The organism is Bacillus sp. LBG-1-113 (assembly GCF_020708615.1).
In the GTDB taxonomy this organism is placed as follows: Bacteria; Bacillota; Bacilli; order Bacillales; family Bacillaceae; genus Bacillus; species Bacillus mojavensis.
Map to the genome: position 1 here is coordinate 1 of NZ_JAJFDG010000009.1, position 19432 is coordinate 19432.

The 19432-nt window shown below is 46.5% G+C and carries 16 protein-coding genes and 1 pseudogene; 7 read left to right on the plus strand and 10 right to left on the minus strand.

The window, feature by feature from the left end; genetic code table 11:
- The 4 genes from LJF29_RS17380 to LJF29_RS17395 all read left to right on the plus strand — a co-directional run.
- Window positions 1-1532, plus strand: a 1532-nt coding sequence (locus LJF29_RS17380; protein WP_229149867.1) for a condensation domain-containing protein, incomplete at its 5' end; no start/stop codon positions are given.
- Between the two features lie 37 nt (window positions 1533-1569).
- Window positions 1570-5397 carry a surfactin non-ribosomal peptide synthetase SrfAC gene (gene srfAC, locus LJF29_RS17385; RefSeq protein ID WP_229149869.1) on the plus strand — a complete coding sequence of 1276 codons (3828 nt, stop codon included), beginning with the start codon at window positions 1570-1572 and terminating at the stop codon, window positions 5395-5397.
- 27 nt (window positions 5398-5424) lie between these two features.
- Window positions 5425-6153: a surfactin biosynthesis thioesterase SrfAD gene (gene srfAD, locus LJF29_RS17390; protein ID WP_010332992.1), complete on the plus strand. Its 729-nt coding sequence runs from the start codon at window positions 5425-5427 to the stop codon at window positions 6151-6153.
- 104 nt (window positions 6154-6257) lie between these two features.
- Complete coding sequence (locus LJF29_RS17395; RefSeq protein WP_229149871.1) at window positions 6258-7502, plus strand: MFS transporter; 1245 nt, start codon at window positions 6258-6260, stop codon at window positions 7500-7502.
- A gap of 79 nt (window positions 7503-7581) precedes the next feature.
- Here LJF29_RS17395 and LJF29_RS21270 read toward each other — a convergent pair whose 3' ends face one another.
- A complete protein-coding gene (locus tag LJF29_RS21270; protein WP_324255131.1) occupies window positions 7582-8121 on the minus strand; it encodes a YcxB family protein in 540 nt (179 codons plus the stop codon).
- Between the two features lie 49 nt (window positions 8122-8170).
- Window positions 8171-9112, minus strand: coding sequence for a DMT family transporter (locus LJF29_RS17405; RefSeq protein ID WP_229149874.1), 942 nt, complete (start codon window positions 9110-9112; stop codon window positions 8171-8173).
- 123 nt (window positions 9113-9235) lie between these two features.
- Here LJF29_RS17405 and LJF29_RS17410 point away from each other — a divergent pair, with 123 nt between their 5' ends.
- Window positions 9236-10570, plus strand: a complete 1335-nt coding sequence (locus LJF29_RS17410) for a PLP-dependent aminotransferase family protein (RefSeq protein WP_229149876.1) — start codon at window positions 9236-9238, stop codon at window positions 10568-10570.
- Here the strand turns inward: LJF29_RS17410 and LJF29_RS17415 are convergent.
- From LJF29_RS17415 to LJF29_RS17450, 8 genes are all read right to left on the minus strand, one after another.
- On the minus strand, window positions 10565-11239 hold the full coding sequence (locus LJF29_RS17415) for a 4'-phosphopantetheinyl transferase family protein (protein ID WP_010332998.1): 675 nt from the start codon (window positions 11237-11239) through the stop codon (window positions 10565-10567). The genes LJF29_RS17410 and LJF29_RS17415 overlap by 6 nt on opposite strands.
- A 53-nt stretch (window positions 11240-11292) precedes the next feature.
- Window positions 11293-12135, minus strand: coding sequence for a TIGR03943 family putative permease subunit (locus tag LJF29_RS17420; RefSeq protein WP_229149878.1), 843 nt, complete (start codon window positions 12133-12135; stop codon window positions 11293-11295).
- Between the two features lie 12 nt (window positions 12136-12147).
- Window positions 12148-13143: a permease gene (locus LJF29_RS17425; protein ID WP_229149879.1), complete on the minus strand. Its 996-nt coding sequence runs from the start codon at window positions 13141-13143 to the stop codon at window positions 12148-12150.
- Between the two features lie 131 nt (window positions 13144-13274).
- Complete coding sequence (locus tag LJF29_RS17430; protein WP_010333001.1) at window positions 13275-13922, minus strand: YczE/YyaS/YitT family protein; 648 nt, start codon at window positions 13920-13922, stop codon at window positions 13275-13277.
- 124 nt (window positions 13923-14046) lie between these two features.
- Complete coding sequence (gene tcyC, locus LJF29_RS17435) at window positions 14047-14790, minus strand: cystine ABC transporter ATP-binding protein TcyC (protein ID WP_229149880.1); 744 nt, start codon at window positions 14788-14790, stop codon at window positions 14047-14049.
- A 13-nt stretch (window positions 14791-14803) separates the two neighbouring features.
- Window positions 14804-15508: a cystine ABC transporter permease TcyB gene (gene tcyB / locus LJF29_RS17440; RefSeq protein WP_168746920.1), complete on the minus strand. Its 705-nt coding sequence runs from the start codon at window positions 15506-15508 to the stop codon at window positions 14804-14806.
- On the minus strand, window positions 15495-16301 hold the full coding sequence (tcyA, locus tag LJF29_RS17445; RefSeq protein ID WP_229149881.1) for a cystine ABC transporter substrate-binding lipoprotein TcyA: 807 nt from the start codon (window positions 16299-16301) through the stop codon (window positions 15495-15497). Before tcyA ends, tcyB begins: the two co-directional genes overlap by 14 nt.
- Before the next feature lie 115 nt (window positions 16302-16416).
- Window positions 16417-17289: a LysR family transcriptional regulator gene (locus LJF29_RS17450; protein WP_229149882.1), complete on the minus strand. Its 873-nt coding sequence runs from the start codon at window positions 17287-17289 to the stop codon at window positions 16417-16419.
- Between the two features lie 88 nt (window positions 17290-17377).
- Between LJF29_RS17450 and LJF29_RS17455 the strand changes: the two are divergent.
- Both LJF29_RS17455 and bsdC read left to right on the plus strand, forming a co-directional pair.
- Window positions 17378-17993: pseudogene (locus LJF29_RS17455) on the plus strand (non-oxidative hydroxyarylic acid decarboxylases subunit B).
- A gap of 2 nt (window positions 17994-17995) precedes the next feature.
- Window positions 17996-19417, plus strand: coding sequence for a phenolic acid decarboxylase BsdC (gene bsdC, locus LJF29_RS17460; protein WP_229149883.1), 1422 nt, complete (start codon window positions 17996-17998; stop codon window positions 19415-19417).
- Window positions 19418-19432 lie beyond the last annotated feature (15 nt).

Below are 19432 nucleotides of genomic sequence, written 5' to 3' on the forward strand. Positions count from 1 at the left end.
AGATGGCGAGCCGCTTGAACCAGCACGGCTGGAAGCTGGAAATGAAGGATCTCTTCCAGCACCCGACGATCGAAGAACTGACACAATATGTGGAGCGTGCCGAAGGCAAACAGGCAGACCAAGGCCCTGTGGAGGGCGAAGTTATCCTGACGCCGATTCAGCGATGGTTCTTTGAAAAGAACTTCACGAACAAACATCACTGGAACCAGTCGGTTATACTTCATGCCGCGAAGGGCTTTGATCCTGAACGGGTTGAAAAGACATTGCGGGCACTGATTGAGCATCATGACGCGCTCCGCATGGTCTACCGTGAAGAAAATGGCGACATCATTCAAGCGTATAAACGGATAGACGAGTGCGAGGTCAGCTTTGAAATCGTTGATCTGTACGGCTCAGATGAAGATATGCTGAAAAGCCAGATTAAGGTTCTTGCTGACAGTCTGCAAAGCAGTCTCGACCTGCAAAACGGACCGCTTCTGAAAGGGGAGCTATACCGCACGGAAGCAGGGGATCACCTGCTCATCGCTGTACACCATCTCGTGGTCGACGGCGTATCTTGGCGGATCTTGCTTGAAGACTTTGCATCAGGCTACATGCAGGCGGAGAAAGGAGAGCAAATCGTCTTCCCGCAAAAAACGAACTCCTTCAAGGATTGGGCAGAAGAATTGGCGGCATTCAGCCAATCAGCACACCTTTTGCAGCAGGCTGAATACTGGGCGCAAATTGACGCTGAAGAGGTTTCTGCTGTTCCGAAGGATGATGAAACAGAGGAGCGGATTGTCAAACATACCTCATCCGTCATCTGTGAATTAAATGAGGAAGACACTAAACACCTCTTAACAGATGTTCATCAGCCATATGGAACCGAGATCAATGATATTCTTCTCAGCGCGCTCGGATTAACGATGAAAGAATGGACAGATGGTGTCAAAATTGGCATCAATCTTGAGGGGCACGGACGGGAAGACATCATCCCGAATGTGAACATCTCCAGAACGGTTGGCTGGTTTACGGCACAATATCCTGTTGTGCTCGACATGTCTGAAACAGATGTCTCAGCGGTCATCAAAGCAGTCAAAGAAAACCTGCGCCGCGTTCCGGACAAAGGCGTCGGATACGGCGTTCTCCGCTACTTTACAGAACAAGCGGGAGCGCAAGGCTTCACACCGGAAATCAGCTTTAACTATTTAGGCCAATTCGACAGTGAAGTGAAAACGGATTTCTTTGAACCGTCCGCTTTTGATATGGGACGCCAAGTGAGCGAAGAATCAGAAGCCCTGTACGCTTTAAGCTTCAGCGGCATGATCCGTAACGGACGTTTTGTTCTTTCTTGCTCCTACAATGAGAAGGAATATGAAAGAGCAACGGTCGAAGCACAAATGGAGCGGTTTAAAGAAAATCTCCTCCTGATCATCCGCCATTGTACGGAAAAAGAGGACAAGGAATTCACACCGAGCGACTTCAGTGCGGGAGACCTTGAAATGGATGAGATGGGCGATATCTTTGACATGCTTGAGGAGAATTTGAAATAAAAATGCAAGGGAATTACAGAAGGCGGGAGCGAAACATATGAGTCAATTTAGCAAAGATCAGGTTCAAGATATGTATTACCTATCGCCGATGCAGGAGGGGATGCTGTTTCATAGCATCCTGAATCCCGGCCAGAGCTTTTACCTTGAACAAATTACGATGAAAGTAAAGGGCGACTTTAATATCAAATGCCTTGAAGAGAGCATGAATGTCATCATGGACCGGTACGATGTATTTCGTACCGTGTTCATTCACGAGAAAGTAAAAAGGCCTGTTCAAGTCGTATTAAAAAAACGTCAATTTCATATAGAAGAAATCGATCTGACACGTTTATCCGAAAGTGAGCAAACGGACAAAATCAATGAATACAAAGCACAGGATAAGATCAAAGGCTTTGATTTAACGCGGGATATTCCGATGAGGGCAGCCATCTTCAAAAAAGCTGACAACAGCTTTGAATGGGTGTGGAGCTACCACCACATTATTTTGGACGGATGGTGCTTCGGCATCGTCGTGCAGGATCTGTTTAAGGTATACAACGCCCTGCGCGAACAAAAGCCGTACAGTCTGCCGCCTGTCAAACCGTATAAGGAATACATCAAGTGGCTTGAAAAGCAGGATAAACAAGCATCGCTCCGCTACTGGCGCGAGTACTTGGAAGACTTTGAAGGACAGACGACGTTTGCGGAGCAAAGAAAGAAACAAAAGGAAGGATACGAGCCGAAAGAACTGCTCTTCTCACTGCCGGAGGCGGAAACAAAAGCTTTTACAGAGCTTGCGAAATCTCAGCACACCACTTTGAGTACCGCTTTGCAGGCAGTCTGGAGCGTACTGCTCAGCCGTTATCAGCGGTCTGACGATTTGACCTTCGGTACAGTCGTTTCCGGGCGTCCCGCGGAAATCAAAGGCGTTGAACATATGGTCGGCCTGTTTATCAACGTTGTTCCTAGAAGAGTGAAATTGGCTGAAAACATGACATTCAACGGTTTGCTCAAGCAGCTTCAGGAGCAGTCACTTGAGTCAGAACCGCATCAATATGTGCCGCTTTATGACATCCAAAGCCAGGCCAACCAGCCGAAATTGATTGACCACATCATCGTGTTTGAAAATTATCCGCTTCAGGATGCAAGCAATGAAGAAAGCGGTCAAAACGGATTCGATATGGAGGATGTTCATGTATTTGAGAAGTCGAATTACGATCTCAATTTGATGGCCTCCCCGGGTGACGAAATGCTGATCAAGCTTTCCTATAATGAGCTTGTGTTTGATGAAGCGTTTATGCTGCGCTTAAAATCCCAGCTTCTCACAGCGATTCAGCAGCTCATTCAGCATCCGGATCAGCCTGTCAGCACCATTGATTTCATTGATGAAAAAGAAAAAGAGTACTTGCTTAACGGCTTAAATCCGACACCTCAAACGTGTGAGCCAAAACCTCTGACAGATTGGTTCAAGGAGGCGGTGGACGTCAATCCAAGTGCACCGGCGCTCACATTTGCAGGCCGAACGCTGTCCTATCACGAATTAGACGAGGAAACGAACCGCCTCGCACGCCGTTTGCAAAAGCAAGGTGCTGGCAAAGGCTCTGTTGTTGCATTGTACACAAAGCGCTCACTGGAACTGGTGATTGGGATTCTCGGTGTGTTAAAGGCGGGAGCGGCTTATGTACCGGTTGACCCTAAGCTTCCGAATGACCGAATTTCATATATGCTGACCGACAGCGGGGCGGCATGTCTGCTTACACATCAGGAGATGAAAGAGCAAGCGAATCAGCTGCCGTTTACAGGCCAAACACTCATCATTGATGATTCCATCCGTTTTGAAGAAGACGCAAGCGATCCTGAAACCGTGATTGCACCTGATGATGCGGCGTATATCATGTATACATCAGGCACAACCGGAAAACCAAAGGGAAATATCACGACGCATGCCAATATTCAAGGATTAGTGAAGCACGTTGATTACATGACGTTTTCTGAGAAAGACACGTTCTTATCTGTATCGAATTACGCTTTTGACGCATTTACTTTTGATTTCTATGCTTCCATTCTGAATGGAGCAAGACTGATTATTGCTGATGAAAATACACTGCTTGATCCAGAGCGTCTCACGAGTCTCATCCGCCAAGAGAATGTCAGCGTCATGTTTGCGACCACAGCTTTATTTAATCTTCTCACAGATGCGGGAGAGGATTGGCTGAAGGGGCTTCGCTGTGTGTTATTCGGCGGGGAACGCGCGTCTGTGCCTCACGTCAGGAAAGCGCTGCAGATCATGGGGCCGGGCAAGCTGATTAACTGCTACGGCCCGACTGAGGGCACGGTGTTTGCAACGGCTCACGTCGTGCGCGAGATTCCGGGAACTATCTCCTCTCTGCCAATCGGAAAGCCGATCAGCAATGCGAGTGTTTATATTCTCAATGAATCAAATCAGCTCCAGCCGTTCGGAGCGGTCGGTGAACTATGCATCAGCGGAATGGGCGTATCAAAAGGCTATGTTAACCGTGACGAGCTGACAAAGCAGAAATTTACCGCCAACCCGTTCAAATCGGGAGAAACACTTTACCGCACCGGGGATCTCGCTCGCTGGCTGCCTGACGGAACGATTGAATACGCCGGCCGTATTGATGATCAAGTGAAAATACGGGGGCATCGGATCGAGCTGGAAGAAATCGAAAAGCAGCTGCAGGAATATCCCGGGGTAAAAGACGCGGTTGTCGTAGTGGACCGCCACGAGTCTGGGGACGCATCAATCAACGCCTACCTCGTGAACCGGACGCAGCTTTCAGCAGAAGACGTTAAGGCACATCTGAAAAAACAGCTTCCTGCTTATATGGTGCCGCAGACATTTACGTTCTTGGACGAGCTTCCTTTAACAACAAACGGAAAAGTCAATAAACGTCTGCTGCCAAAACCGGAGCCAGATCAGATATCGCAAGAATGGATTGGGCCTCGAGATGAAACGGAAGAAACAATTGCACAAATCTGGTCCGAGATTCTCGGGAGAAAGCAAGTCAGCATCCACGACGATTTCTTCGAGCATGGCGGTCATTCCTTAAAGGCGATGACAGCCGCTTCTCGCATCAAAAAAGAGCTCGGAATTGACCTTCCGGTGAAGCTTTTGTTTGAAGCGCCGACGATTGCCGGCATTTCTGCATACCTGAAAAACGGGGGCTCAGAAGGACTTCAGGACGTAACAATCATGAATCCGGAACAGGATGACATCATTTTCGCGTTTCCTCCGGTATTGGGATATGGCTTAATGTATCAGAACCTGGCCAAGCACTTGCCGTCATACAAGCTGTGCGCCTTTGACTTTATTGAAGAGGAAAATCGTCTTGACCGGTATGCCGCTCTGATCAAGGAGCTTCAGCCGGAAGGGCCTGTGACACTGTTCGGTTATTCAGCAGGGTGCAGCCTGGCGTTTGAAGCGGCTAAAAAACTTGAAGAGCAAGGACGCACCGTACAGCGGATCATCATGGTGGATTCCTATAAAAAACAAGGCGTCAGTGATCTGGACGGACGCACGGTCGAAAACGATGTCGAAGCCCTGATGAATGTAAATCGGGACAATGAAGCGCTCAATAGTGAAGCCGTCAAGCAGGGGCTCAAGAAAAAAACACATGCCTTCTACTCATACTACGTCAACCTGATCAGCTCGGGCCAAGTAAAAGCGGACATTGATTTGCTGACCTCTGATCTTGACTTTGAAATGCCCGAATGGCTTTCCTCGTGGGAAGAGGCGACAACGGGCGCTTATCGGGTGAAAAGAGGCTTCGGAACACACGCCGAAATGCTGCAGGGCGAATGTCTTGATAGGAATGCCGGGATTTTGCGCGAATTTCTAAATAAACAAACCATAACGCTTTCTTAAGGAAGCGATGAAAGGGGGAGCCGGCCAATGAGCCAACTGTTCAAATCATTTGATGCGTCGGAAAAAACGCAGCTCATCTGTTTTCCGTTTGCCGGCGGCTACTCGGCTTCATTTCGCCCTCTCCATGCTTTTTTGCAGGGGGAATGTGAAATGCTCGCAGCTGAACCGCCGGGGCACGGCACGAATCAGACGTCAGCCGTTGAGGATCTCGAGCAGCTGACTGATTTGTACAAGCAAGAATTACATTTGCATCCAGATCGGCCGTTTGTGCTGTTCGGGCATAGCATGGGCGGCATGATCACCTTCAGGCTGGCGCAAAAACTGGAGCGTGAAGGCATTTTTCCGCAGGCCGTGATTATCTCTGCGATTCAGCCGCCGCATATTCAACGGAAAAAAGTATCGCATTTGCCTGATGATCAATTTCTCAATCATATTATGAAATTAGGCGGAATGCCCGCAGAGCTCGTTGAAAATAAGGAAGTCATGTCATTTTTCCTGCCTTCGTTCAGATCGGATTACCGTGCGCTTGAACAATTCGAACTTTACGACATGACACCGATCCAATCGCCGGTCCATGTCTTTAACGGACTGGATGACGAAAAATGCATCCGGGATGCGGAAGGCTGGAAGAAGTGGGCGAACCATACCACGTTCCATGAATTTGACGGCGGGCATATGTTTCTGCTGTCACATACGGAGGAAGTGGCGGAACGGATATTTGCGATTTTGAATCAGCATCCGATTTCCAGTTCCTGATGAAGAAGCGAACAGCGCTGTGCTGTTCGCTTTTTTGATATAGAATGTAAATTTTTTCATGATATAATAGTCGCAATACTCAAATAAAGGCAGGTCAGGAAAAAATGTCTCGGCACATCCTTCACGCGTCTCCTAAAATGAAATGGTTTGTATTGCTGTTCACGTTTGTCTTCGCCATCGGAATGAACTCATTCAGAAATTCCTTTCAATTTTTTATGCTCCCGATGGCAGAGACCTTTCACGCCGACCGGTCGCTGATTTCGGCTTCCGTCAGCATTTTTATGATCACGACGGGTGTCGTTCAGTTTTTTGTCGGCTTTTTTCTTGACCGGTTCAGCGTCAGAAAGATTATGGGGATCGGCGCCATCTGTATCAGCGCAAGCTTTTTGGCGCTCCCGCATTCGCCGAATGTTCATATATTTTCCGTGATCTACGGTGTGCTCGGCGGAATTGGCTATTCGTGCGCGGTTGGCGTGACGACCCAGTATTTTATCAGCCGCTGGTTTGACACGCATAAAGGCTTGGCACTCGCCGTTTTGACCAATGCAAATTCAGCCGGTTTGCTGCTGCTGTCACCGATTTGGGCTGCAGCTCCTTACTATGCAGGCTGGCAAACTACGTATACGATATTGGGCATTTTCTTAGCTGTTGTTCTGCTGCCTCTTTTGGCCTTCGGAATGAAGCACCCGCCCAATGTCCAAGGACAGTCCGTGAAAAAATCTTATGACTGGCAAGGATTTTGGAAGGTGTTAAAACAGTCCCGCCTCATTCATATCTTGTACTTCGGCGTATTTACGTGCGGATTTACAATGGGAATCATTGATGCTCATCTCGTTCCCATGCTGGAGGATGCGCATGTCTCTCATATCAACGGAATGATGGCTGCATTCGGGGCGTTTATTATCATTGGGGGATTATTGGCAGGCTGGCTGTCAGATTTGCTTGGCAGCAGAAGCGTGATGCTCTCCATTTTGTTTTTCATTCGTCTCATTAGCTTAATCTGCCTGCTCATTCCCGCGCTCGGCATTCATAACAGTGAGCTTTGGTACTTGGGCTTTACGCTGTTATTCGGGCTCAGCTACACAGGCGTGATCCCGCTGACCGCTGCGTCCATTTCTGAAAGCTTTCAAACCGGGCTTATCGGCTCGCTCCTAGGCATCAATTTCTTTATCCATCAAATCGCCGGTGCTCTCAGTGTGTATGTGGGCGGATTGTTTTTTGATATGAATCATAATTATTTGCTGATTATGGTTGTGTGTTTGGTGCTGGTAGGTTTATCAGCATTATTGGAGCTGGTGCCAATCAAAAAAAACAAGCATTTTCATAACGAAGAGAGTGTTGAAAATTAATTTCCATTAGCTGAAGAGAATGTTACTCGATGGAAAGAAGATAAAATATCTCATTAAATAAAAGAGGGAACACCCTCTTTTAAGTTTGTCGTTTTCCTTTTTTGGCACGTACTTGTTCTTTTACAAGCTGTCTGAATGAGTGGAGCTCATTTTCGAATACAAAAAAACGTTTAGGAACTAAGATGACCTGGTGACTAGAAGTTTTGATAGAGAATAAGTGTTTATATTCTGCAACTGCCCTTATTTCATCCCATTCAAACAACGTAACATCGTTTTTGGATTGAATTTGTATGCCTTGCCGGTTCATGGTATATGTCCTTTTGCGTTTTAGCCGTGTATTGTTCTTATAGCTGGTACGCAGCCGTATATAATGAAAAGCAATCAAAAGCAATGTAAAGATCAAAGATAGAATCGCTATGAAAATACCATTATATATCACTTCAAGTGTTTCGCTGTCATAAACAGTAAACGGAAATCCATAAAGTGAATACACCAATAAAGATAAAAGAAAAATATAAATAAAAGAAAACAATGCTGATATTCTTTGCCGGTATAAAAAGTAACATCTTATATCTTGTAATGATATGGCTCCCTCTAGGAAGACACTGTGTTGAATCATTCTTACACTGCACCTCAAACCATTTTTCCTTCAACTCTAACATAACATCTCATTTGTTCATAGAAATGGATTTTTCGGTTTGCTTTCTTTTTCGGAGACCGGCATTGCTTCCCAGCACGCCGATGATAATACAAACCGCACCAGCAAGGTGGTACCAGGCTAGGTTTTCGTTCAAAATCGCAACTCCGGCAATCATCGTCACGATGGTGGACAAATGATTAAAAGCGCTCATTTTAAACGCCTCAATCCGGGACAGCGCATAGTTGGACATAAACGAAGTCACGAGCGAAGATAACACGCCCAAATACACAATCGCGAGGATAAAGCCGGGCTCCCTGAATGGATGGAAGTAAGTGCCGACCGTTCCGGAAGCACCGTGACGCACCAAAGCGATGGCATTGAAGACGACAAATCCGATCGCTGACATGATGTAGGTAAGCTCCATCAGCCGGAAACGCTGTGTCATTTTTCTTGCGGCGGTATTGTACATAGCTGAAGACAGCGCGGACAATAGAATGAGTACAGACCCCTTTAGGCTGGCCGATTCCACGTTCACGCCCTTCATCACAAAAATAAACATGACGCCCGCAACTGATAACACGGTGAACCCTTTTTGGGCCCACGTCGATCGCTCTTTTAAAAAATAATCGGCAAAGACCATTGTAAAAATCGGAATCGCTGCTTGAATGATCCCGGCTTCAGAGGATGACGAGTACACCAGGCCGAATGCCTGAAAGCTGAAAAACAGCGCCGGATACAGCAGGGCGAGCGGCAAAATCGCCATTACATCTTTTAAACGGATGGACAGCTTCACCCATCCGAATAAGACAGGTATAGTAGCTGCTGCAAACGCAAGGGTGAACCGATGTGCAAGAATATCAAACGGTTCTGCCGATTGCAGGGCGATCTTCACGAAAAGAAAGGATAAACCGATAATCAATGCATTTAACAACGCTGCAAGATAAGCTGAGGTTTGCTGATTTTTATACATACAGGAAGTGCTCCTTTATATAAATAATAGAGCCGGCCGCTCCCTTTTATTGTATGGGGAGGATCGGAACGGTACAATGAGAAAAACAATGAACTGTACCGGTACAAAACAGGGGGAGAAAGAATGGAGAAGTATATCAGTCTCTTAATAAAGATAGAGGAAATGATGCAAGGCAGTGTCTATCAAGAAGGAGACAGGCTTCCTTCCATCCGGCAGCTGTCTACCCGCTATCAAGTCAGCAAAAGCACGGTGATCCGCGCACTGCAAGAGCTGGAAAAACGCCATCTCATCTATTCTGTTCCGAAAAGCGGCTATTATCTTGTGAAAAAGACGAAGAAGCCGCATCACGGCAAGGCAGGCCCAATCGACTTTGCAACATCTGCGCCAGACCCTGATATTTTTCCGTATGTGGATTTTCAGCATTGCATCAACAAAGCGATTGATACATACAAGCGTGATTTGTTTCTATACGGAACACCGAAGGGCCTCCCGTCGCTCATCTCTGTTCTGCGAAAGCTGTTTGCTGATCAGCAGGTATTTGCGGACGAGAGGCATATGTTTATCACATCCGGCGTACAGCAGGCACTCTCCCTGCTGTGTGCAATGCCGTTTCCCAATGGGAAAAAGAAGATCGCCATTGAACAGCCAGGCTATCATTTGATGATTGAACAGCTGGAGACACTGGGCATCCCCGCCATCGGGATAAAAAGAACGGAGGAGGGGCTTGATTTAGCAGAAGTCGAGCGGCTGTTTCAAACAGAACCGATCAAATTTTTTTATACGATGCCACGCTTCCATAACCCGCTTGGGAGTTCACTGGCCGAACGGGACAAACAAGAGCTGGTGAGATTGGCAGAAGCCTATGACGTCTATCTTGTTGAAGATGACTACCTTGGTGATCTTGAGGAAAATAAAAAGGCAGATCCGCTGTACGCATACGATCTGTCCTCACATGTGATTTATTTAAAAAGCTTTTCAAAAATGATGTTTCCCGGTCTTCGCGTGGGGGCCGCCGTTTTGCCGGATGTGCTGACTGACACATTTCATACGTATAAAAAGCTGAACGATATTGACTGCTCGATGATTTCTCAAGCCGCGTTAGAAATTTACATCAAAAGCGGAATGTTCGGCAGGCACAAGGAAAAAATCAGAAATTCCTATAAGGAACGGTCCCTCAGGCTTCATGAAGCTATCCAAACACACGGACAATCGAGCCGCGGCCGCTTTATATTTTCCAGCGGCCAAGCCCCATGCATGCATACCCATCTGGTGCTGCCTGAGGATCTGCCGGCATCAAGAGTGATTCAAAAGGCGAAAAAGCAGGAGATTCTCCTTGAAGCAATTGACCGCCATTATTTATCAGACTATCCGAAAGAAAATCTATTAAAAATCAATATTTCCAATGTGAAGACGGAAGATATTGAGCGAGGCATTAAGCTTTTAATGAGCCATTTATAAAAGCGCTTCGTACGAGATCATCGTGATGTCCTCCGGGAAATCAGGGCGGGCGGCGCACACGGCCATTTTATAGCCGGGGTCTACCTCATACGTTTTGATAAAGCAAGGCGTATGATGTTCCGGGAGCTCGACGGATACTCGGCCATCCTCATGCAGGCGCACGGAGAAGGAGTCAAGCGGCAGCGACAGGCCTTTGCCTTCCTGCTTGATAAAGCTTTCTTTCATAGACCATAGATGATAAAAATAATCGTTTTGTTCGTCTTTATGTTTGGATAAAAGATCGCTGTACTCGGTCTTCGAAAAGAAGCGTTCGGCAATCCCGAGGCTGATTGGCTTCATTTTTTCAATATCGACGCCGATCGGATCTGAATCAAATGCGCCGATGACCCAATGGCCGGAATGGGAAATGTTAAAGTGGGCATCGGGGAGGTCAGGGATGCAAGGCTTCCCGTATTCCTGCGCGCTGAAGCGGATATCGGCTTTATTCAGCTGGTACTGCTCGCTGATGACAGAGCGGACAAGCACATCTCCCAGCAGGGTGCGGTGAGCATCTTCTTTATGATAAAATCTCCGGCATTTCTCCCGTTTTTCAGCGGAAACGAAAGACATCAGCCGATCCGATTCTGCCTGTGAAAGCGGGCGGTCCATATAAATTCCGTAAATTTTCATTCTAGATCCTCCGTCTGCAAAAGATTGTCAAAACCATCCTATCATATTTTGATTTACTTCGGAGTAAGATCCTCGATGATCTCATATACATAAGGGCTTTGAGGTGTGCTGATTTTTTGTGTGTTTGTCACAGAAATGTTTGGGAGCCGTTCACCGTCCTGATTGATCGTTGTAAGCTTTCCCGTTAGGTAAACCCATTCGCCTTCCTTAATATCAGGTTTTTTAGAGAAACCAACCGGCAGCCCGTAAACCGTGGCATCGGCGATACAGCATGATATTCCATAACGGCCGATAATATAGCGGTTCAGCTGTTCGTCAAAATAGACAAACCCTTTGATATGAATCTCCTTTCCTTCATAAGATTCCGGATTCTCCATCAAAAGATGAACAACCGGAACATAATATTTATCCACTACAGAAATCGTTTCTTCTTGCTCCATTTGCCGCGCCAGTTCTTTTTCATAGCCGCTTGGAAGTGTAGAAGCCGTTCCTTCTTCACCAGCTTTTGTTTCTGATTTGATGTCATCAATCGAACCATTTGTGGAAAACATTCGGTTTTGGGCGATTTCATTTGTCAGAACATGGTTTGGGAAAAGGAAGCCTGATGCGATAGGTATCAGAAAAAAGCTGTACAGCCATGGGTGAGTCTGTGGATGCTGATGACTGCATGCACAGACGGAGCAGCTGTACCGATTGTCTTGTTTTCGCCACATGATTGACAATATCCCGAGTGTAAAAGCAGTTAAGATAAAGAACTTTGTAAACCAAATCATGCGGGGAGAAATGAAATGTAAAATGTCGCCTGTCAGATAAAGTTTTAAGGTCATAAAAGCAAAGCCGATTAATAGAAGTCCGCGAACCACAGCTTCAAAAGAATACATTGCAGTATGTTTCAATTCAACCACCCTTTATCCGAATATGACACCATAGAGCCATGCGATTCCAAGCACCGAAGCTGAAATGATCAGAAAAAATGCGATCACAAAGCGTTTTTTGAAACATGCAGCATATACAAACATATTTTTCAAATCAAGCATTGGGCCATACAGCAAAAAGGAGAGAAGGGAAGCGTGAGAATAAGTGCCGGCGAATGTAGAAGCGACAAAAGCATCCGCATGCGAGCAGAGTGAAAGGACAAATGCAAGTCCCATCATGACGGCCGAACCTGACAGATCACTCGTTCCCAGTTCAGCGAGAGCTCCCCGATTTAAAAAGGTTTGAAAAAGACTGGCGATAAATGCGCCGGCGATTAAATATCTGCCCATGTCGAAGAATTCCTCAATCGCATGGGTAACGATAGATCTCAAGCGGTTTCTGTGCTGCTGCGGGGTGTATTCTGTCCGCGCGTCTGATGTAGATTCTTTCAGCATTGATTGCTTTCTGAATAACCAATACATCATAAGGCCAGTGATGATACAAATGACGACGGCCAGCCCGATGCGCGCATAGACAAGCTCCAGGTTCTTGCTGAATGCATAGTAGGTGGACAATACGACAATCGGATTTAAGATAGGAGCTCCGGCTAAAATGACCGTGCCGACGTGCAGAGGCATGCCTTTTTGGATCAGACGGCGCACCACTGGAATCACCGCACATTCACACACTGGAGAAAGAATGCTGATCAAGAGAGCCGAGCCAATTGCGCCATATGGGTTCTTCACGATCCATTTGGTCATCCATTGATCGGATATGAACAAGTCAATCAGTGATGAAAAAAAGATGCCGAGCATGATGAAAGGAATGGACTCAAGTAAAATACTCAGAAAAATGGTATTGACGTTAAGCAGGGAATTCGGAATAGAAATAGAAAGCTTGTCGGGTTCAAGAAGGATGAAACAATAGAGTAAAAAGAAAAAGAGCAATATGCTGAAGGAGCGTCTAGCAAATTGTTGGATAACTTCCATTATGATACCTGCCGTCTCTTGTATTTCTCTTATATGAGATAGTACCAATCTATGAGACAAGCTTGCAGAACATGAGTGAAAAGCAAAAAACCGGACAAATGTAATTGGTCCGGTTTTTGTGTATCAGTAGATTAGTGCAGAGGCGGAGTCGCTTTGGCAGCGGCTGTCCGTCTCGCCATAGCATATTGTAATAATTGTGTGGACTGCGGCAATGAAAAACGCAAAATCAGCCCAGTAAGGATGGCGGTCAAAATGGTTCCGATCCCGATCGGTCCGCCCATGCCCCATGCCGCGAACAAAATCGTGATTTCAATGCCGTTTCGCACCCATTGCACATTCCAGCCGGTTTTTTCTGAAATCAGCATCATCAGCGAATCACGCGGGCCTGCACCAAGACCTGCTGATACATAAACACCGACGCCGTAGCCAATCAGCAGCACGCCGAGAGAGAAGACAATAGCGGAAGCCATGTAACCGGAGGGTTCAGGCAGGAGAAAATTGAAAAAATCTATAAAAATACCGATGAGCAGCATGTTCAGTATCGCTCCGATTTTTGGCCAAGCTCTCGTAAACAATGACGTCAACCCAACGATGATCGCACCTATAATGATGGCCCACTGGCCGATCGTAAGCCCGAAGTGCTGAAACAGGCTGTAATGAAATGCATCCCACGGACTGATCCCTAGCGCTTTTCCTTCTATCGTAAGGGATACACCAAAAGACAAAATAAGCAGACCGGCAAAATAAAATGTCCAGCGCAGAACAAGTTCTCGCTTCACGTGAAGTCCCTTCTTTCGTAAAAATCAATCGATTGTCATTGTAGCATATCTGACAGAAGGGCGGAATAGGCGAACAAGGCTCAACAAAAAAACAGGGCCGCCGGCAGGCGCCCTGTTTTGGATTTTATAACGGATTCAAAATCCGATTCAAAAACCGCTGGGTCCGTTCTTCTTTTGGGGCGGAGAAGATTTCCTCCGGCGGCCCCTGCTCCACGATGACGCCGCCGTCAATGAAGACGACTTCGTCCGCCACTTCCTGGGCGAATTTGATTTCATGGGTAACAACGACCATGGTCCAGCCTTCATTGGCTAAATCCTTGATCACCTTCAGCACGTCACCCACTAGCTCAGGGTCAAGCGCTGAGGTCGGTTCGTCAAACAGCATCAGCTCCGGCTGAATGGCCAGTGCGCGGGCAATCCCGACGCGCTGCTGCTGGCCTCCGGAAAGCTGGAACGGATATAAATCCATTTTGTCCTTCAATCCGACTTTTTCCAGAAGCTGAATCGCTTCTTTTCTGACCTCTGCCTTGTTGCGTTTTTGCACCTGAACAGGGCCCTCCATGACGTTTTCAAGGGCTGTGCGGTGAGGGAAGAGGTGATACGCTTGAAACACCATTCCCGATTTCCGGCGGAGCTGAAGGATATCCGACTGCTTCACTTTCTTTGAAAAATCGATGGAGAAATCATCAAATGCAAGCTCCCCGCGATTCGGGATCTCCAGCGCGTTCAGACAGCGAAGCAGCGTCGTTTTCCCTGAACCGGAAGGCCCAAGTATAGCGATGACTTTTCCTTTTTCTATCTTCATATCTATCTGTTTTAAAATTTCATTTTGACCGAATGATTTGTTTAATCCTTTAACGGAAAGCATACTCGGAACCTCCTTATTTGGCCACGTAGCGGTCAAGACGCCGTTCGATGACATGCTGGACGAGCGAAAGCAAGAAGCAGATCATCCAATAAATAAAGGCCGCTTCAATATAAATGACTAAGATCTGATCGAGATTCCGCGCGCCGATTTCCTGCGCTTTTCTGAACAGCTCAGCGACGAGAATCTGAGATGCAAGCGATGTATCCTTGATCAGGCTGATAAAGGTATTGGATAATGGCGGGATTGACACACGAAACGCCTGCGGCAAAATGACGCGGAACAGCGTCTTCTGGTGTGTCATGCCAATTGTATAGCCAGCTTCCCATTGCCCCTTCGGCACGGATAAAATAGATGCCCTGATGATTTCAGATGCATAGGCGCCGACGTTTAAGGAAAAGGCAATGACTGCGCTTGGAAATGGATCTAGTGTAATGTTAAAGGCCGGGAACAGATAGAAAATGATGAACAATTGAACGAGAAGTGGCGTGCCGCGTATGGCGGATACGTATACGCTGAACACCCATCTCAAAGGTCTCATTTTCGACATTCTGGCAAGCGCCGTAATCAGCGCCAGTATCATTCCGAATATAAAGGAAAGAATCGTAAGGGGAATCGTATAGTAGATTCCCCCTGAAAGTATCGGCCAGAATGACTGCTGCACCAGATCCCACGGGATCGCCGTGCCAAGCGTCAGTGCCGGTATATTATTTAGAAACATCTTCGCCGAACCATTTTTTAGAGATTTTAGAAAGAGTCCCGTCCTCTTTCATTTCTTTTAATGCTTTGTTGACTTGGTCGACAGCCTCGCCGCTTCCTTTACGGAACGTGAAATACGTTTCCTGAGGGTCGCCTGTTTCAAACGCGATTTTTACGTTCTTGTTGCCTGATGTTTTTAAATAGTTTAATACCGCGAGCTTATCGTTGTACGTCATGTCGACGCGGCCTTGCTGGATCATTTGAAGGGCCTGCGCCATGCCTTCGACGCCTTCTACTTTCGCGCCGGCATTTGCAGCTAGTTTGTTATAGTTGCTTGTCAGTGATTGAGCTGACGTTTTTCCTTTTACGTCTTTTTCAGACTTAATATCGTTGTTGTCTTTTTTCGTCACGACAACGGCTCTTGATGTTGTGTATTTGTCTGAGAAATCATATTTGTCTTCACGATCTGTTTTTCCGACTTGGTTGGCAACGACGTCAAACCGTTTGGAATTCAGGCCGGCAAACATGCTGTCCCACTGTGTTTCCTTAAATTCGGCTTTCAGTCCAAGGCGTTTTGCGACTTCTGTGATGACTTCCACATCATAGCCAGTCAGCTTGTCATTGTCTTTGTCATGATAAGTGAACGGTTCATACGTTCCTTCTGTACCGACTGTCAGTACGCCTTTTTTCTTAATTGAAGCCCAAAGATCGCCGTTTTTTCCGTTATCTTTTGACTGATTGTCATTTCCTGCTCCGCAAGCTGCGAGAACTGCAATGCTTACGACCATGAATAAAGCTAAAAGTGCTTTTTTCATTCTATTCCCCACTTTTCTGATTAATTTTATTGAAATAAAAAAATAGCTTACAAATCTAAAGGATAACTTTTTTTTAGTATGAGTCAAGTATTTGGTTTTCATGAGACAAAAACACTTAAAATAAATTCAAAAATTGCTGCACCGGTTTTGGCAAATAACTGTCAGTTCTCCACATGACAGCCGGTGTCATAACGAAGGGATTGTTTTTAATTTTAACTGTGTGAATATGGTTTCTCATATGAACAGGAATCATGGTGACGGGCAATATGGACGCGCCAAATCCTGATGAGACGAGACTGAGCAGTGTTGCTGAGTCGTGGCACTCACAAACAATACGCGGCTCCAGCTGAAGACGCTGAAATTCATTCATGACCTGATTATAAACACCTTTTCCGTTCACAGGCCGCAGCAGAATCAGCGGGAAAGAAGGGATATCCTCCATTTGGATGGTGTCTCCGCATGTATACCCGGCATCATCAGAAAGAACGAGCACACATGGAATGTCGTCAAGCTTTTTAAATTGTACGGTATCGCTTTTTATCATGGTTGTCGTGACAGCAGCGTCGATTTGCCGGCTTTCCAGCAGCTCTAACAGCGTTGCCGGCTCGTTTTCCCAAATATTAAAGGTGAGGTGCGGATATCTTTCTTTCATTTGCGTCACTTTCTCAAGCATTAGAGCCGCGCAATAAATCGTCGAACCCACAGCCAGCGTGCCGGCAACCTCCTCCCTGAGCTCTTGTACCTCTATGACTGCATCTTCAAACCTGTGCAGAATCTCTTTGGCTCTTTTGAGAAAAATGCTTCCTTCATATGTAAGGGTCATTTGTTTTTTCTTATTGCGGTCAAACAATACAACACCCAGCTCATCCTCAAGCTGTTTGAGCTGCCTGCTTAACGGCGGCTGCGCCATATGGAGCTTTTTGGCGGCAGAGGTGATCTTTTGTTCTTGGGCAATGGTAATGAAATATCGCAGCTGACGGATGTCCAAAGAAGCGCCTCCTTTTATATACCTTTTAGGTATTGAATATAGATTTAACAAATATTTTTCATATGGATATATCAGGAGTATGATTGAAATGAAGACAGAATTCAAGCGTAAAGGAGGGGCAAAATTTGAAACTCGTTGTCGGTATGACCGGGGCAACAGGGGCTATTTTCGGTGTCAGGCTATTAGAATGGCTGAAGGCAGCGGAAGTGGAAACCCATCTCGTTGTGTCTCCTTGGGCTAACGTTACCATCAAACATGAAACAGGTTATACGTTAAAAGAAGTTGAAAAGCTGGCCACATACACATACTCGCATAAGGATCAGGCGGCGGCCATCTCCAGCGGCTCGTTTGATACCGATGGCATGATTGTGGCGCCGTGCAGTATGAAATCGCTTGCGAGCATCCGTACCGGGATGGCGGATAATCTGCTGACTCGCGCGGCGGATGTCATGCTGAAAGAGCGAAAAAAGCTCGTTCTCTTAACAAGAGAGACACCTTTAAACCAGATTCATCTCGAAAATATGCTTGCACTCACAAAAATGGGTACGATTATTCTTCCGCCCATGCCGGCGTTTTATAATCAGCCGAGCAGCTTAGAAGAAATGGTCGACCATATTGTATTCAGAACTTTGGACCAATTCGGCATACGCCTTTCTGAGGCAAAGCGCTGGAATGGAATTGAAAAACAAAAAGGAGGAGCTTGATGATGGCTTATCAAGATTTCAGAGAATTTCTCGCTGCCCTTGAAAAAGAGGGACAATTGTTAACGGTGAATGAAGAGGTAAAGCCTGAGCCAGATCTGGGAGCAGCTGCACGGGCAGCCAGCAACCTCGGCGATAAAAGCCCCGCACTGTTATTTAACAATATTTACGGCTACACCAATGCGCAAATCGCGATGAATGTCATCGGCTCTTGGCCGAACCACGCGATGATGCTCGGACTGCCGAAAGATACACCGGTGAAAGAGCAGTTTTTTGAATTCGCAAAGCGATATGAACAGTTTCCGATGGAGGTCAAACGCGAAGAAACAGCGCCATTTCATGAAAATGAAATCACAGAAGACATCAATTTGTTCGATATCCTGCCTCTTTTCAGGATTAACCAAGGAGACGGCGGTTACTATTTAGACAAAGCATGCGTCATCTCTCGTGATCTTGAGGACCCTGACAACTTCGGCAAACAGAATGTCGGCATATACAGAATGCAGGTAAAGGGAAAAGACCGCCTCGGCATACAGCCTGTGCCGCAGCACGATATTGCGATCCATCTGCGCCAAGCGGAAGAACGCGGCATCAATCTTCCGGTCACGATTGCGCTCGGATGTGAACCGGTCATTACAACTGCGGCATCCACTCCGCTTCTCTATGACCAATCCGAATACGAAATGGCGGGAGCAATCCAAGGAGAACCGTACCGCATCGTAAAATCAAAGCTGTCTGACCTTGATATTCCATGGGGAGCAGAAGTTGTGCTCGAGGGAGAAATCATTGCCGGAGAACGTGAATATGAAGGCCCATTCGGTGAATTTACTGGGCATTATTCCGGCGGACGCAGCATGCCGATTATCAAAATTAAACGTGTGTATCACAGAAACAACCCGATTTTTGAACATTTATACTTAGGCATGCCGTGGACAGAATGTGACTACATGATCGGTATTAATACTTGTGTGCCGCTGTATCAGCAGTTAAAAGAAGCGTATCCGAATGAAATTGTGGCTGTGAATGCCATGTACACTCACGGGTTAATCGCGATTGTATCAACAAAAAACCGCTACGGCGGATTTGCGAAAGCGGTCGGCATGCGAGCGCTCACAACCCCGCACGGTCTAGGCTACTGCAAAATGGTTATCGTTGTCGACGAGGATGTCGATCCATTCAACCTGCCGCAGGTCATGTGGGCGCTCTCTACAAAAATGCATCCGAAACACGATGCGGTCATTATACCGGATTTATCAGTTCTGCCGCTTGACCCGGGATCAAATCCATCAGGAATCACACACAAAATGATTCTTGACGCCACAACACCTGTTGCGCCGGAAACAAGAGGCCATTACTCACAGCCGCTTGATTCTCCATTAACAACAAAAGAATGGGAACAAAAACTAATGGACTTGATGAATAAATAGGAAAGGATGATTTGA